Origin of the sequence: Chitinophaga sp. W3I9 (genome assembly GCF_050434025.1) — a bacterium.
In the GTDB taxonomy this organism is placed as follows: Bacteria; Bacteroidota; Bacteroidia; order Chitinophagales; family Chitinophagaceae; genus Chitinophaga.
This window is the reverse complement of record NZ_JBNPWC010000001.1, coordinates 2,850,210-2,867,167: the sequence shown is the minus strand read 5'-3', so window position 1 is coordinate 2,867,167 and position 16,958 is coordinate 2,850,210. Positions and strand designations below refer to the sequence as shown.

Annotated in this window: 9 protein-coding genes; 7 read left to right on the top strand and 2 right to left on the bottom strand. The window is 47.8% G+C overall.

What is annotated here, in order from left to right; genetic code table 11:
• Positions 1–26: 26 nt before the first annotated feature.
• Positions 27–4,817, top strand: coding sequence for a translocation/assembly module TamB domain-containing protein (locus QFZ51_RS11970; RefSeq protein ID WP_429046078.1), 4,791 nt, complete (start codon positions 27–29; stop codon positions 4,815–4,817).
• A gap of 109 nt (positions 4,818–4,926) precedes the next feature.
• Here the strand turns inward: QFZ51_RS11970 and QFZ51_RS11965 are convergent, their stop codons facing one another.
• Positions 4,927–6,129, bottom strand: coding sequence for a bifunctional 3,4-dihydroxy-2-butanone-4-phosphate synthase/GTP cyclohydrolase II (locus QFZ51_RS11965; RefSeq protein WP_370912690.1), 1,203 nt, complete (start codon positions 6,127–6,129; stop codon positions 4,927–4,929).
• Between the two features lie 428 nt (positions 6,130–6,557).
• On the opposite strand from QFZ51_RS11965, the gene QFZ51_RS11960 reads away from it, so the two are divergent.
• Both QFZ51_RS11960 and QFZ51_RS11955 read left to right on the top strand, forming a co-directional pair.
• The gene (locus tag QFZ51_RS11960; protein WP_429046075.1) at positions 6,558–9,800 is read left to right on the top strand and encodes a TonB-dependent receptor; all 3,243 of its coding nucleotides are present in this window, start codon (positions 6,558–6,560) and stop codon (positions 9,798–9,800) included.
• Between the two features lie 295 nt (positions 9,801–10,095).
• Positions 10,096–12,198, top strand: coding sequence for a TonB-dependent receptor (locus QFZ51_RS11955; protein WP_429046073.1), 2,103 nt, complete (start codon positions 10,096–10,098; stop codon positions 12,196–12,198).
• Here the strand turns inward: QFZ51_RS11955 and QFZ51_RS11950 are convergent.
• Entirely contained in the window at positions 12,195–12,938 is a 744-nt protein-coding gene (locus tag QFZ51_RS11950) for an alpha/beta hydrolase (protein ID WP_429046072.1), read from the bottom strand. The two genes, QFZ51_RS11955 and QFZ51_RS11950, sit on opposite strands and share 4 nt — an antisense overlap.
• 57 nt (positions 12,939–12,995) lie before the next feature.
• Here QFZ51_RS11950 and QFZ51_RS11945 point away from each other — a divergent pair, with 57 nt between their 5' ends.
• The 4 genes from QFZ51_RS11945 (at position 12,996) to QFZ51_RS11930 (ending at position 16,952) form a co-directional block, all read left to right on the top strand.
• The gene (locus QFZ51_RS11945; RefSeq protein WP_370912694.1) at positions 12,996–13,703 is read left to right on the top strand and encodes an esterase family protein; all 708 of its coding nucleotides are present in this window, start codon (positions 12,996–12,998) and stop codon (positions 13,701–13,703) included.
• Between the two features lie 5 nt (positions 13,704–13,708).
• Complete coding sequence (locus QFZ51_RS11940) at positions 13,709–14,776, top strand: ATP-grasp domain-containing protein (RefSeq protein WP_429046070.1); 1,068 nt, start codon at positions 13,709–13,711, stop codon at positions 14,774–14,776.
• A gap of 140 nt (positions 14,777–14,916) precedes the next feature.
• Positions 14,917–16,017 carry a carboxylate-amine ligase gene (locus QFZ51_RS11935; RefSeq protein WP_429046068.1) on the top strand — a complete coding sequence of 367 codons (1,101 nt, stop codon included), beginning with the start codon at positions 14,917–14,919 and terminating at the stop codon, positions 16,015–16,017.
• A gap of 38 nt (positions 16,018–16,055) precedes the next feature.
• The gene (locus QFZ51_RS11930) at positions 16,056–16,952 is read left to right on the top strand and encodes a type 1 glutamine amidotransferase (protein WP_429046066.1); all 897 of its coding nucleotides are present in this window, start codon (positions 16,056–16,058) and stop codon (positions 16,950–16,952) included.
• Positions 16,953–16,958: the final 6 nt, after the last annotated feature.

Genomic DNA, 16,958 nt, shown 5'->3' with positions numbered 1-16,958 from the left:
AAAAAGTACGGAAAATATTATCTGTCGTGTTACTGTGTTTGTTAGGCCTTGTCATTCTGATCGGAATACTGGTAAACATCCCCGTAGTGCAGAACTTCCTCGTGCATGAAGTGACCAGCCGCTTGTCGCAGCAGCTTAAAACGCGCGTGGAAATAGACCACGTGACTTTCCGGCTGTTCAACAGCATGCAGCTGGAAGGTGCGCTCATTGAAGATCAGCACAGAGACACGCTGTTGTATGCAGGCAAGCTGCAGGTGCGCATTACCGACTGGTTCTTTTTCCAGGACAAGCCCGTGATCAAATTCATCGGGTTGGAAAACGCCCAGGTAAACCTGTTGCGTACCCGCAAAGATTCCGTCTGGAACTATCATTTCCTCGAAGAAGCATTTGGCTCATCCAAAACCGATACCAGTAGTCAACCCTCCGGCGGCATCTCCCTTGACCTGAAAAAAATTGATCTTAAAAACATCCGGCTCAACCAGGTGGACGCCTGGGTGGGTGAAGATATGCGGGCATCTGCCAAACGCATTTATCTCGATGCGAAGAACCTGGACCTCCAGAAACATAACATCGATATACAGGAATTGACGCTTACCAATCCAGACTTCATTATCAGCAGTTATGCCGCCTCTCCCCTGCGGCGCCGGCGGAAACCCAGTCCGGACCACCCGGTACCAGATACAGGGCAACTGCAGCAGCTGCGCTGGAATAATGCCAACTGGAAGCTGGTGGTGAAAGAACTCAATATCAAAGACGGCATCTTCGGGGTGGATAACCCCGACGACAGCACGAAAATTGAACCCGGCTATTTTGCACCCAATCATATCCGCTTCAATGACATCAATCTCTCCCTCAGCAATACCAGCCTGGTAAAAGACAGTGTGATCGGGGATCTTACCCTGAGCACCAAAGAACGCAGCGGCTTTGAGGTGAAAAAATTAACCAGCCGGTTTAAAATGTCGCCCGTGGAAATGGAATTTTCACAGCTCGACCTGGAAACCAACCGCAGTCATATCGGCGACTATTACACCATGCAATACAGCGACATCAGTGATATGAGTGATTATATCAATGATGTGTTTATGCAGGCCCGGTTTAAAAATTGCAAACTATCGTCAGACGACATCGCCTTTTTTGCACCGCCCCTTTCCTCCTGGAAAAAGGAAATTACGCTGAGCGGTAAAGCCAGGGGCCCGGTGAGCAACCTGAAAGCATCTGAAATAGATCTGACCGCAGGTAGCACCACCCGTCTTAAAGGGAGCCTGGAAATGCGCGGACTGCCGGATATCTTTGAAACATTTATCGATTTTCATACAGAAGAACTCATCACCACCGGTAATGATGTGATGCAGATCATGCCCATTGTAAAGGACATTGTGAGCACCGTGCGCATCGACAAGCTGTCTTCTATCCGCTTCCAGGGAAGCTATACCGGGTTCATCAACGACTTTGTGGCCTATGGCCAGTTCCAGACCAACCTTGGTAAGGTAAACTCCGATCTGAACTTTAAAACCAGCCGCGATGTCCCTGTTTACTCCGGGAGTTTAAAAGCTACCAACTTTGATATCGGCACCCTTTTTAATAACGCTAATCTTTCTACCATCTCCCTCGATGCCAAAGTAGACGGCGCGGGCTTCAATTTTAAAACGCTGAAAGCTACCGTGGATGCAGATATCCAGGAAATATCCCTGCTGGGATACAATTACCGGAATATCAAAACAAAGGGGGAAATGAGCCGCAAATTTTTTAATGGTGCGCTCACGGCCACTGATCCTAACCTGGACATGGACTTTGCCGGGACCATTGATTTTAATGCCGCCCTGCCGGAATTCAAATTCAATTCAGAAATCCGTAAAGCAGACCTGAAAGCGCTGCATATTACAGAAGATTCCGTTACCCTGCAGGCCAAACTGGAGCTGAACTTTGTGGGCAGCAACATCGATAACTTCGATGGTACCGCGCGGATGTACGATGTATCTGCGTTTAAGGACAACCGCCGCCTCGAATTTGATTCCCTGTATGTATCGTCGCATATGGTGGATAACCAAAAGCTGCTCGAATTTACCGGCAGTGAAATCGACGGCTTTGTAAAAGGACAGTACAGTTTCCTCCAGCTGCCGGATGCTTTTCACCTGCTGCTGTATAAATATTATCCCAGCTATTTCAGTGCCCCGCAAAATGCGGTCATCAATCAGAACTTCACCTACGCCATTAATCTCGGTGAAGTGGATAAACTGCTGAGTGGCTTTACCAACCAGTTTTCGGGGTTTGACCATGCGACCGTAACCGGTGCCCTCAATACCATGAATGGCGGCAACCTGGCGTTGAACATCCAGGTACCCGAAGCCGGTTACCTGGGATATCATGTACAGGAATTACAGATTAAGGGAGATGGTAACTTTAATAAGGTTAACATCAGTGCGAGCATCGGCAAAGTATTATCCGGTAAAAATGTGATCCTCGAAAACCCGGTGATACTGGCCAGTTCAGGGCATGACACCTCTTTTGTAAAAGTGGACCTGGCTGCGGAAGACACTTCCTCCCTGGATGGCTTCTACGCCCGGATCATTACCGTATCGGACGGGTTGAAGATCAATTTCCTCAACAGCGCCTTCACCGTAAATGAACGGCAATGGAATGTTACCCCCGGCAATGAAATATACTGGAGCAAACATTTCCTGACGGTAAAAAACCTGCGGGTAACCCGCAACGACCAAAGCATTACCGTAGAAACCAATGAGTTTAATCCTGATGAATCCAAATTCATCGTTACCCTCAAAAATCTGAACCTGGCTGATGTAATTCCTGCCCAGCTGATTTCCACCAGGGTGGAGGGAATTACGGACGGCACTATTAATATTGCAGATCCCACGCAGAACCTGGATATCAATACAGCGCTGAGAACAAGGGAACTGCGCATCGACAATGACTCCATCGGTATTTTAAACATAGATGGCACCTATCATCACCTTACCGGTGACGCCACCTTTAACATACAATCGGATAACGAAGGAAAAGCTTTCCTGGCCCGTGGTAAAGTAGGATTAACGGCGTCCAACAATGGGATTGATGCCAGCGTGAAGCTCAACGGTACTTCTATCAGCCTGTTGAATAAATACCTCGCGGGCTATGTATCCAATCTCACCGGTGCGGTAACCGGTACTTTAAATGTAAGCGGCACCACGCGCGTGCCATCTGTAAAAGGCGCGCTCACCCTCGATACCGTGGGTGTTACCGTAGATTACCTGGGCACTCACTACCGCATTCCGAAGCTGAATGTGAACATAGATGACAACCTGATTGAATTCGGCAACTTTACGCTGGTAGATAAATACAATACCAAAGGCACTGCCAGCGGGTATATCAGTCATGACCATTTCGACAAGCTCAATTTCGACTTTGATGTCACCGGCCGCGGATTCCTGTTCCTGAATACCAGCGCTTCCGATAACGACCTGTTTTACGGAGATGTGCTGGCCGACGGAAAGGTATATTTCTCCGGTCCGCTGAATGATATGCAGATGCACATCCTGGCCCGCCCGATTAAAGGCACCCACTTCTATCTCCCTATGTCCGACAGCAAGGATATCGGGAAATACGACTACATCACGTTCAAAAGCTATGGCACCGAGATTGTTGAAAAGAAGAAGAAAAAAGACAATACGAAACTGACCGTCAAGCTGGACATTGCCGCCAACCCTGATGCGCAGATCGATGTTATCCTGGACGCCACCACCGGCGATATTATTTCCGCCAACGGTACCGGTAACCTGCAGATCACGGTGAATACAGAAGGCGACTTCACCATGTTTGGCAACTACGAAATCAATAACGGTTCCTACAACTTCAATTTCCAGCGGCTCACCAGCTGGAAGTTCGACATAGAAAAGAACAGTACCATTACCTGGAACGGCGATCCGTCGGAAGCCAGGGTAAACATTATGGCGAAATATTCCCTGCCAAAGGTAAGCTTGTATAACCTGGTAGGTCAGGGTACCAATGTGAGCACAGATAAGCTGGCCACGCGCACCGAAAAAGTGGATGTGCGGATCAATCTGCGTGGCGCCCTGCTGAAGCCGGATATTACGTACTCCATTGAATTGCCGGAAGTTGGCAGCCTGGCTTATGAAAGTGGTGTAGCCGCGCACCTGAAAGAGATTAACAATGACCAGAACAAGGCATTGTTCCAGGTGTGGGGGTTGCTGTTTTCCAACCAGTTCCTGCCGGATGACGCTACTACTACCGCCGCTGCCAACGTGGGCATTACCGGGAAAAACAGCGTGGGGCAGGCGTTATCGGCCCAGGCGCAGGCCATTCTCAACAATATTACCGGTGTGCTGCTGAAAGGAAGTGGCATCGGGGTGAATGTGAATTACCGCGCGTACAATGTGGGCGGGCCACAGGACAACTCGTCCGTAGACCGTAACCAGGTGAGCGCAGGTATTACGAGCAATTTGTTTAATAACCGTTTCCGTTTATATGCCGGTGGGGATTACGATTGGGGTAAAACGGCTACTTCCGCCAATACCAACCGTTTTGCCGGCGACTTCCGCATTGAGTACCTGCTTACGCCGGATGGCCGTTTCCGTATCAACGCCTTCAGCAAAACGGATTATGATGTATATAACCTCAACAACCGTACGAAATCCGGGGTGGGTATTTCCTATATCAGGGAATACAACCGCTTCAGCGAGTTGTTTAACGACAGGCGGCGCAGGCGCACGCCGTTGCTGGATTCCCTCCGCCGCGCGGCGATGCTGAAACAGGAACAGGAAGATTCTTCCCGGGTTAAAGCAGATACTACCAACATTGAATAAAACAACAAAGGGAGCAACCTGCTGTTAAACAGTATTACTCCCCTGTGTGGTTTACTTTGCAGGAATGGATTCATTCCTTACTATACGCGTTCTCAATGGTGACCGTCACTTATCCCCTGAGGATATCATGCCCTAATTTATCGCGTTTGGTTTTAAGATAATTCTCGTTGTGTGGGTTTGGATGAATTTCTATGGGTACATTTTCAACAACTTCCAGGCCATAACCACTTAAACCGGCGCGTTTACGCGGGTTGTTGGTAATAAGACGGAGTTTGCAGATACCCAGATGGCGGAGGATCTGTGCGCCTACGCCATAGTCGCGTTCATCCATTTTAAAGCCCAGCTCCAGGTTAGCTTCCACGGTGTCCATGCCTTCCTCCTGCAGCTTATAGGCTTTCAGTTTGTTCATGAGCCCGATACCTCTTCCTTCCTGGTTCATATATAATATAAGGCCTTTCCCTTCTTTCTCCACCATTTGCATAGCGGCGTGCAGTTGTTCGCCACAGTCGCAACGCAGTGAATGGAGGATATCCCCTGTCACGCAGGATGAGTGGACCCTTACCAGTACCGGTTCATCTTTTTTCCAGTCGCCTTTTTTCAGTGCCATGTGAATTTCACCGGAGTTGATTTGTTTAAAGGCGATGAGTTCAAAGTTGCCGTACTTGGTGGGCATCTGTACTTTCACGCCTTCTTCGATCAGCGTTTCTGTGCTGAGGAGGTAGGCGATCAGGTCTTTTATGGAAATGAGTTTAAGGTTGAATTTGGTGGCTATTTCGCGGAGTTCCGGCAGGCGGGCCATGGAGCCGTCTTCATTCATAATTTCCACCAGTACGCCGGCAGGCTCAAATCCTGCGAGTCGGGCCAGGTCGATGGTGGCCTCCGTGTGGCCGGAACGGCGTAAAACGCCGCCGCTTTTGGCTTTTAGTGGAAATATATGGCCTGGTTTACCCAAATGTTCAGGTTTGGTAGTGGGGTCAATCAGCGCCTGCACTGTTTTGGCCCTGTCGTGTGCGGAGATGCCGGTAGTGCAACCGTGCCCGAGCAAGTCTACCGAAACGGTGAAAGGGGTTTGGTGCAGGGCGGTATTATCGCGGACCATGAGGTCCAGTCCCAGTTCCTCGCAACGCTCTTCCACCAGCGGTGCGCAGATGAGCCCACGGCCGTGGGTGCTCATAAAGTTGATGATTTCAGGAGTTACATTGCGTGCTGCCGTGATAAAATCACCTTCATTTTCACGGTCCTCGTCATCTACCACGATCACCAGCTTACCGTTTTTTATATCTTCTATTGCTGCTTCTATTGTATCTAACATATATTATTCCCTCCGGGTCAGTAATGTTGAATTGCGCAAAGTTACGACATATACTTATGAAAAGTTGCCGGGGGAAGTAAGTGTGATTCTACCCGAAAAGTATTGGGAAGATGTTAATTATACAGCTGAATTTTAACATATAATAATGATTGTCAATTTGATAACGGAATTATACACCTGAAACCTTATAAGGTTCACTGTGGTGGCAGATTTCTCTCATTATTATTATCTCATATTTGAGAAATCGTAATTTTCAGGGAAATTCTTGGAAAAACTATTTATTAAGAGGGCTATAGCTAGATGTCATTCAAATTTTATTGTGCCGCTTGAGATATCCACAGTGTACTTAACAATTTGTTAATTCCGCGTTAAAATTTTCACGGGAAAATTGTTCAACTTTGCGTCTGAAACAACAACTTCTTTGCTTTATGGGGTTTAAAAAACTACTCTTTACATTTTCATTGTTGCTCACCGTGTTTGTAACCTATGCGCAGGTAACTACCAGCAGCATCACCGGTGTTGTAACCGATTCAAAAGGCCAGGGCCTGATTGGGGCCACTGTAAAAGCCACCCACACACCTACTGGAACAATTTATGGCACCACTACCCGCGGCAGTGGTGAATTTACCATCCCTAACGTTCGTGTTGGCGGACCTTACAAGGTGGAAGTTTCATTTATCAGCTATGGCACTGAAACTTACAACGACATTTTCCTTAAACTCGGAGAACCGCTGAAGTTAAATGTTACGCTTTCTGAAGGCTCTACCAGCCTGAAAGAAGTAAGCATTACAGCCAGCAGGGCGATTGCTAAAGGTAATGGCGGTACCGCACTGAACGTTTCCCGTACCCAACTCGATAACCTGCCTACGGTTAACAGAAGCGTACAGGATTTCGTAAGACTGAGCCCACAGGCATCTGTATCTACCAATGGTAAAGATGGGTCACCTATGGGTATCTCTTTTGGCGGGCAGAGCAACAAGTACAACCAATTCGCGGTTGACGGCGCTGTAACCAACGACGTATTCGGCTTATCCGCTTCCGGTACCAATGGTGGCCAGGCAGGAGCCAACCCTATCTCCATAGAAACTATTGATCAGCTACAAATTGTACTGAATCCTTACGACGTTAAACAAAGCGGTTTCACAGGTGGTGGTATCAATGCTATTACCAAAAGCGGAACAAACGATTTTCATGGTGCCGCTTACTTCTTCTACCAGGGTCAATCCCTCGTAGGTAAAGCCCCGGATTCTACCCGTGCAGACTACGGCAGTTTCACCAATAAAATATTCGGCGCATCACTCGGCGGACCGATTATCAAAAACAAATTGTTCTTCTTTGTAAACGCGGAGAGATCTGTCAGGAATAACCCGATAGATTATAACCCTGCCACCGGAGCTTCCAACGTAACCACCGATGAACTGAAAAGCATCTACGACTTTGTTTCCAATAAATATAAAGTAGACCTGGGAAGCTATACAGACCAGGAACGTGATAAACCAGCTACCACCCTCTTTGGACGTATCGACTGGAACATCAACTCCGTTCATAAACTGACTGTACGTCATAATTACCTGAATGCAAGTGATTTGATCTACAGCCGGACCAATAGCTCTGCTGCTTTTGCAAATAACTATTATAAATTCCCTTCTAAAAGTAATTCCAGTGTGATTGAGCTGAACTCCAACTTCTCTAACAGGCTGAGTAATGAACTGAGGATCGGTTATAATAATGTAAAAGACAGAAGAACTTCCCTCGGTCAACCTTTCCCAACTGTTACCATTAATGATAACGGGCGTACTATCAACCTGGGCAGTGAGTTTTCTTCTACTGCCAATGCATTGGATCAGAGTATCTGGACGATCACAGACAACCTGACCATGTATAAAGGTAAACATACCATTACAATAGGTGCGAATGCTGAAATCTATAAGATCAAAAATACCTTTATCCAGGGTGCTTTCGGTTCTTACACTTATGATTCCATCAGCGGATTTATCAATAACCTGAAACCAAGACAATACCAGATCAACTACAACACCGCTGATTCTACCCTCCGGGATGGTATTGGCTTTAAAGCAGCACAGATCGGTATTTATGCACAGGATGAGTGGAACATCAGGAAAAACTTCACCCTGACTTATGGCGTGAGAATAGACATTCCTATCTTCCCAACCACCCCTCCGGATAACGTAGCATTTTCTAAAGACCCGAACTTTGCAGGCTATTCCACTACCACCATTCCAAAATCAAGACCATTGATTGCTCCGCGTATTGGTTTTAACTGGGATGTAACTAACGATGGACTGACTACCATCCGTGGTGGTGTGGGTATTTTTACAGGACGTGTTCCGTTTGTATGGATTTCCAACCAGTACGGCAATACCGGTAACGTATATACCAACGTAAGTTTGAGCGGTTCCGGTTTACCAAATAGTTTCCGCTTCAACTACGACGGTAACAGTCCTTTCTACGGACAGTATTCTGCCGCCAACCTGTCGGCGATGGGTGCTAACGTAGGAAGCAGCCCTTCCAACATTAACCTGTCTGACAAGGATTTCAAATTCCCGCAGATGTTTAAAACCAACCTGGCTGTAGAAAGAAGACTGCCATGGGGAATGAGTGCTACTATAGAAGGTAACTTTACCAAAACGCTTAACAATGCCATCTGGGAAAACCTGAACGTTGTTCCTACCGGCGACAGCGTTTCTTTAGGTGGTGGTGTTAAAAGACCTACCTGGAAAAAGAAAACCACTAACTGGGGTAACCAGATCCTCCTGCTGAAAAATACCAGCGAAGGTTATACCTATAACATCTCCGGTGAACTGACCAAACAAACAAGCAATGGTCTGTTCCTGAAAGTGGGTTATTCTTACGGAGACTCCTACTCAGTAAATGATGGTACCTCTTCTACTGCCGGCTCCAACTGGCGTTTCGGACCAAACATCAACGGTTTGAATAACCTGGAAATGGCCCGCTCTAACTATAGCATGGGCAGCCGCGTACTGGCAGTAGCTTCCAAAACCTTTAAATATGGTAAAGAAGATAAGTTCCGTACTACCGTAACCCTGTTCTATAACGGTCAATCCGGTATTCCTTACTCATGGGTTTATTTCAACACGGTTGATCCTACCGGTGATGACCTGAACTCCAGCGGTAACAACGACCTGATCTACATTCCAAAGGCTACAGAAGTTGCTACAATGAGCTTCGACCTGATCTCTCAGAAAGATTCTAAAGGTAATGTGACCTATACCCGCACACCCGATGAACAAAGAGCCGACCTGGAACGCCTGATCAGCAACGACAGTTACCTGAGCAAACACCGTGGTGAAAATGCAAAGAAAAATGCAAGCCGCACGCCGTTCGAAAATATCTTCGACTTTAAAGTGGCACAGGTACTGCCTATTTACAAAGGTCATAAAGTGGAAATCACTTTCGACATCCTGAACGTAGGCAACCTGCTGAACCAGGATTGGGGCAGAACTTACTTTATCGCCAACAACGCTTCTACTCCACTCACCTTCAGAAAATATGATGCTACCTCAGGTGCAGCAGTTTTCCAGTATGACAGAAGAAGAGAAATCAATGGTTTTGGCGATGAAAAACCTTACTATATCAACAACTTCACTGCACGCTGGAGAGGACAACTTGGTCTTCGTTACAGCTTCTAAGAAAGCAGGGATTAATTTATAAAGAGAGGGCTGGCCGGATGGTCAGCCCTCTCTTATTTAGCCTTTTGTCTTTCCAGGTGATTATTCTTTCTCCAGGAAGCTTAAAACCATCCTCAAAATTTTCCCGATTGCGTAAATCAATCGCCCGCCTTTTACCTAATTTCGCCCCCGTAATAAATTCGGCCAATACGCAAATCTGTACATTTTAAACGGCAACACTACTGCCATACACCACATGCTACACAAAAAATTATGCCTCCTGTTACTCTCCGGCTGCGGATTTACCGCACCTTTGATGGCACAACAGCAAAATACCATCAACCATAAAAAAGATACCCTCGGTGAACCAAGAGCACTGGGCGAAATTGTAGTTTCTGCCAGCCGCAAGCCGGTAACACTGGATAATGTTCCTTCCTCGGTGACGGTGATCACCCGGAAAACACTGGAAAACGACATGACTGTTAATACAGATGTAACGGATATCCTCGCCCGGGAAGTACCCGGCCTGGCGCCCGGCACACAAACCAACAGCAACGTTGGTCAATCCCTCCGCGGCCGCGCCGTACTCATTATGATCGATGGCGTTCCGCAATCCACCCCGCTCCGTAACGGGGAAGTGGATATGCGCTCTATTGACCCATCCGTCCTGGAAAGGGTGGATGTACTGAAAGGCGCTACTGCCATTTACGGCAATGGCGCTACCGGCGGGCTGATCAACTATATCACCGTTACGCCTAAAGAAGATAAAATTCTGTCCGGTAAAACAATGATCAATGCCACCGGTTCGCTCACCAGCATCAAAAATAGTGTGGGTGGCCGTTTAAACCAGGTATTGCAAGGGAAATATAAAAAGTTCGACTACATCGTGAGCGGTGTGGCAGAGCAAACCGGCGAATTCAAAGACGCCAAAGGCAAGTTGGTAGGCCCCAACTACAGCCTGGGCGAAACAGACAGCTACAACGCCTTTGCGAAAGTTGGCTACCAGGTAAACAGCCGTCAGCGTATACAGCTGATGTACAACTACTACCGCAGCCAGCAGAACTCCCACTATAACCTCGTGAATGGCGACATCGCCAAAGGCATCCCTGCCTCCGGTGTATTGGGTACACCCACCGGCGTAGCCACCGGGCCGAGAGGAAATCAAACCCTCCACCTCCTGTACCAGGCTGATAGCCTGATTGGCGGGACTTCCCTCACGGCAGATGCCTATTATGAATCAAGGGATGATATCTTTTATGTATCGTTTGGCCGCTTTGAAGGCGGCGACGGACAATCGCATACCATCGACAAGAAAAAAGGATTGCGGTTGATGTTTAACTCCCCGTTGTCGAACAAATCCGCCTTTAACGGTACGCTTTCCTATGGCGCTGACCTGTTGAACAATGTGACCTCGCAGCCGCTGGTAGATGGCAGGGTATGGGTTCCGGAGATGAACATGCTGAACTATGCCCCCTTTGCGGAAACACAATGGTCGCTCTGGCAGAATCTGATCCTGAAAGCGGGTGTGCGCGTGGAAAGGGTCCGGGTAAGTGTGGATGATTACACCACCCTTCAGCTCACTAACGCCAACGGCACTACGAGCGCGCCGAGTATTGCGGTAAAAGGCGGCGACCTGGATTATACAGCTACTTTATTTAACGCAGGCATCCGTTACAACAGGCTGCCGGCATTCATGCCCTACTTTAGTTTCTCACAGGGGTTCTCCGTGTCTGACATAGGTTTGGCGCTGCGCGATGCTAAAGTAAACGATATTAAAAAGATCAATACAGAAGCAGTATTGGTGAATAACTATGAACTGGGCTTTGTAAGTGAATATAAAAAGCTCCGCTTTGAACTGAGCGGGTTCATCAGCACTTCCAAGCTGGGTGCAGATATGATCTTTGATCCCAACACCGACCTGTTCAATGTAAGCAGAACACCCGAACGCATATACGGTTTTGAAGCATCGCTTCAGTACCAGGTACTGCATAACCTCGATATCAGCGCCAGCTACAGCTACCTGGAAGGGAAAGCCGATACCGCTAAAACAGGCGGCAGCTATAATGTATACCTGAACGGCAGAAGGATTGCTCCTCCAAAAGTAACCGGCAGCATCGCCTATCGCCCCCTGCCAACGCTGGAAGTAAGACTGCAGTACATGGGCGTAAATGGCCGCAACCGCTTTGAGAAAAATGCCAAAGGTGTTTACAATGGCAACGAAGGAAAGGTGTCTGCCTACAACCTGGTGAATTTCAATGCCAGCTATAAAGTAGCTCCCCGTACCCTGCTTACGCTGGGTATTGATAACCTTTTCAACGAAGACTATTTCCCCGCACGCGCTCAGTGGTTTATGCAGCCCGGGTTTTATTCCAAAGGGAAAGGCGCCTCTTTTAATGTAGGCATTGCCGTTAATTATTAATAAAAGAAAGGTAATTGTAAAAAGAGATCCATAGCAGTTTTCCAGGTGGCCATATCATGCCGGCCACCTGGAATCTCCAGGTAAAAAATATCCTTGTCCGGTTTGTAGCCCTTCTGTAATAACTCCTTTATCAGGTCCCGGGTATCATCCATACTATCAATCACCCCGTTGTTATTCCTGTCGGCCGTTTCATCAGCAGTACCACACTCAAAGAAGAACTGTTGCCCCGGATGATAGCTGCCAGCACGGATCAGTTGGTGCATAATTCGATCGGTATCATCCTGGTAGCCAGGTCCCAGCGCTTTACTACGCCACCATAATGAACCCGAAAAAACGCCGGTCAGCTGGAAGATGTCCGGGTGGCGCCATACAATATCCAATGCAGATAAGCCTCCCAGGGAGAAGCCTGCAAAGGCGCGTTTTACAATCCGCATATCCGGATACTGCTGTTGCAGGAATGGCAGCAATTCTTCTATGATAAAGCGGGTATAGCTTCCGGACAGCTGGCCCTGCCCCAGGTAATCCGGCACACCGGCGGTGCCGTAAACCGCTTTCCGGTCGGCGTCCGCATAAATGCCTGCCACCAGCACAGTGGCTGGCAGCTCCGGTAATAACCGGGAAAGTTCCTGACCATCATTTACCAGTAAAAGTATATGGGGAGATGTACCGGTGAAGCAGGTATCCAGCTGCACACTGCGCGCCAGGTACACAGAATCGATATAATGTTGACGTATTTGCACCGGAACAATTTACCAATAAACCAATAATCTTCTTTAAATTTATCTAAACACTTTCCCGTGACCGAAAACTATTTAAAATGGCATTCTCCCAACCTGGGAAAGGAATTTGAGATGTTGGTATATGGCGACAGCGGCTACCCTTTGCTCCTGTTTCCTACCTCTATGGGACGTTATTATGAAAGCAAGGACTTCGGCCTGATTGAAGCCCTCCGCTGGTTTATTGAAGAAGGAAGAATTAAAGTGTATTGTCCCGATAGTATTGATGCACTCAGCTGGTATAATAAAAATATTTCCCCGGAACAAAGAGCGTATAATCATACCTGTTACGACAAGCTACTCATGGAAGAAATATTACCCCGCATTGTTACGGAAACAGGACATCAGCGGATAGTGGTTGCCGGCTGCAGCTTCGGCGGTTATCACGCTGCCAACTTTGCCTTCCGGCATCCGGACCGGGTTTCTTATTTATTCAGCCTCAGCGGGATCTTTGATATTAAATTCCGCATGGATGGACATTACGACGACAACGTATACTATAATAATCCGGCCGATTATGTGCCGGAAAACCAGCATGAAGACCTCTGGCGCATGGGTATTGTATTGGGCGTGGCCGACAGGGATGTAACCCGGCCGCAAAACGAATTGTTGTCCGGCATATTAGCCGGCAAAAAAATAGCCCACTGGCTGGATATCCGCCCGCAAACCACCCACGACTGGCCGGTATGGCGGGAAATGCTGCCGCATTATGTTTCACTTATCAAGTAAGTATCATGAAAAAAATCGGGATTCTATTCGGGCAGGAAAACACTTTTCCCCAGGCATTTGTAGACCGTGTAAACCGTATTAACCCTCCCGGCATCTTTGCCGAATTTGTGACCATCGACAAAGTGATGCAGGGCGCCGATCCGGGCTATGCAGTTATTGTAGACCGTATTTCGCAGGATGTGCCCTTTTACCGGTCGTTCCTGAAAAATGCCGCTGCTGCCGGTACTGCGGTGATTAATAATCCTTTCTGGTGGAGCGCCGACGATAAGTTTTTCAATAACGCCCTGGCAGAAAAGATCGGCGTAAATGTGCCACGCACCGTGTTACTGCCTTCTAATAAACTGCCGGATGATACTACCGATAAGTCGTTCCGTAACCTGATCTACCCGTTCGACTGGAACAGTATTTTTGAATACGTCAGTTTCCCAGCGTACATGAAACCCTATGCCGGTGGCGGGTGGAAAAACGTATACCGCGTAGAGGATAAGGACGATTTCTTCCATAAACACAGCGAAACCGGACAGCTGGTGATGATGCTGCAGGAAGAGATCGACTTCAGCCAGTATTACCGCTGCTTTTGTATAGGCGGTAAAGAAGTACGGATTATGCCATACAATCCAAAACATGCGCCGCACCTGCGTTACCAGGCAGATTATGAACCCGGCCCGGAACTCGCGGCCCGGATCACGGAGCAGGTGCTTACCCTGCACCAGCACCTGGGATACGATTTCAATACCGTGGAAATAGCGGTGCGCAGTGATGTCCCTTATGCCATTGATTTCTGCAACCCGGCACCGGACGCCGATATTCACTCCATTGGCGCCGAACATTTTGAATGGGTAGTGGAAACCAGCGCCAGGTATGCCATTGAAAGGGCCATTGCACAGAAACCAGGAAAAGACAATCTTACCTGGGGCAAATTTGTGCAACCCGGCCGGGCAAAAGCAAAGGCAGCAACGACGGTTGAGAAAAAGAAACCAACAGTTCCCAAAGCAAAGAAAACCGCTCCTGAAAAGGAGAAAAAGGTGGCCGCTAAAAAAAGCCCTGCTAAAAAACAACAAAAAGAAAAGTGAAACCGTTTTACTGCCCTACATTTGCAGACAGCGTTCATGTTTTTTAGTCTTTCGATTTGCGGAAAGCACTACACTGAAATGAATCGCTGTAATTACCGCTGCTGGCTATACGCCGCAGCTAAAAGCTAAAAGCTAACAACATGTTTAAGGCGTTCACGCTGGGGATCGAGGAAGAGTATATGGTAATGGACCCCGTTACCCGGGAACTGAGATCACATGAACAAAAAATAGTAGAACAGGCGCATAAAGTGATCAACGACCAGGTAAAAGCAGAGTTTCACCAGGCCGTAGTGGAAGTGGGCACACAGATTTGTGCGGACATACATGAAGCGCGGAAAGATGTAGCTTACCTGCGCCGCACCATTGCGCAAATAGCCGGCGACCTGGGATTCAGCATAGGCGCTTCCGGTACCCACCCTTTCAGCAAATGGGAAAAACAACTCATCACTGATCATCCCCGCTATTTTGAAATAGTGAATGAAATGCAGGACGCCGCCCGCTCCAACCTCATCTTTGGTTTGCATGTGCACGTAGGAATGGAAAACAGGGAGATGGCCCTTCATATCGCTAACTCTGTCCGGTATTTCCTCCCGCATATTTTTGCGTTGAGCACCAACTCCCCTTTCTGGGAAGGACGTAACACCGGCTTCAAATCATTCCGCACAAAGGTTTTTGATAAATTTCCCCGCACCGGTATTCCCGATTATTTCGCCAGCATAGAAGAATATGATAATTATATCAAGCTGCTGGTGAAAACCAATTGTATTGATAACGCCAAAAAGGTATGGTGGGATTTAAGGGTACATCCCTTCTTTAACACCGTGGAATTCCGCGTTTGTGATGTGCCGCTCACCCTCGATGATACCATCATGATAGCCGGGCTTTTCCAGGCGGTATGTGCAAAGATCTATAAGCTGCGGATGCAGAATCTCAATTTCATTATCTATAACCGCTCCCTGATCAATGAAAATAAATGGAGAGCTTCCCGCTATGGGATCGATGGCTACCTGATTGATTTTGGTAAAGAGATGGAAATAAATACCCGCGCGCTTATCTCGGAACTGCTCGACTTTATTGACGACGTAGTAGATGACCTCGGCAGCCGCGATATTATCAGCGCTACTACCCGGTTACTGGAAACCGGCACCGGTGCAGATAAGCAATTGCAGGTATATGCGGATACCAATGACCTTGTGGCAGTAACGGATTTTATCCAGGGTCAATTCCTCCAGGGCTGTTAGTACATTCCCATAAAATAAATTTCGCGTAATTTTGTGGCATGCATCCAATTAAAAATAGCTGGAAGGTGGCTGTGCTGGACATGTATGAGGGTGTTCCCAACGAAGGGATGCGCTGTATCCGTGAAATATTGGCGAAATACGCCAGCATGCATGCACTGGACCTGCAATTTGATGAGTTTGAAGTAAGGCAGCAAATACAGGTTCCTGATACTTCCTATGATATATATATTTCCACGGGCGGCCCCGGCAGCCCCGTGGCCAGTGAAGGCAGCGACTGGGAAACCGCTTACTTCTCCCTGGTAGAAAGCCTCCTGGAATGGAACCGTACCCACGAAGAAAAAAAGCCCGTCTTTTTTATCTGCCACTCTTACCAGCTCATGTGCCGCTATTATAAACTGGGAAATGTATGCAAACGCAAATCGTCTGCATTCGGGGTATTCCCCGTGCATAAAACCGCTGCAGGCATGCAGGAAAAAGTATTCAGCGCACTCCCCGATCCTTTTTACATTGTGGATAGCCGCGACTGGCAGGTGATTGAACTGGATTATGAAAATCTCCAGGCAATGGGCGGATATGTGATTGCACTGGAAAAAGAACGGCCGCATGTTCCGCTGGAACGTGCTACCATGGCCATTCGGTTCAATGAACACTTCATTGGTACCCAGTTTCATCCGGAAGCCGATGCTGCCGGTATGCACATGTACCTCCTCCAGGAAGAAAAGAAAAAACAGGTAGTGAAGCATCACGGCCTGGAAAAATATAACAGCATGATCCGTCAGCTCACTGATCCCAACAGGATTATGCTTACACACGATCGCTTTATTACCGCGTTCCTCGACTATGCTATTTATGGCCGGCTGTCCGACAGGCTGGCGGCCATTGAACGGCTGGTGCAGGTAGCGGCGCATAATGATAACGAGCACTCGTTCTTCTAATTAAAA

Bases quoted from the DNA above. Each gene is read 5' to 3' on its own strand.
- QFZ51_RS11965 (WP_370912690.1), bottom strand. From the start codon at position 6,129: ATGTTAGATACAATAGAAGCAGCAATAGAAGATATAAAAAACGGTAAG.
- QFZ51_RS11960 (WP_429046075.1), top strand. From the start codon at position 6,558: ATGGGGTTTAAAAAACTACTCTTTACATTTTCATTGTTGCTCACCGTG.
- QFZ51_RS11955 (WP_429046073.1), top strand. From the start codon at position 10,096: ATGGCACAACAGCAAAATACCATCAACCATAAAAAAGATACCCTCGGT.
- QFZ51_RS11940 (WP_429046070.1), top strand. From the start codon at position 13,709: ATGAAAAAAATCGGGATTCTATTCGGGCAGGAAAACACTTTTCCCCAG.
- QFZ51_RS11935 (WP_429046068.1), top strand. From the start codon at position 14,917: ATGTTTAAGGCGTTCACGCTGGGGATCGAGGAAGAGTATATGGTAATG.
- QFZ51_RS11930 (WP_429046066.1), top strand. From the start codon at position 16,056: ATGCATCCAATTAAAAATAGCTGGAAGGTGGCTGTGCTGGACATGTAT.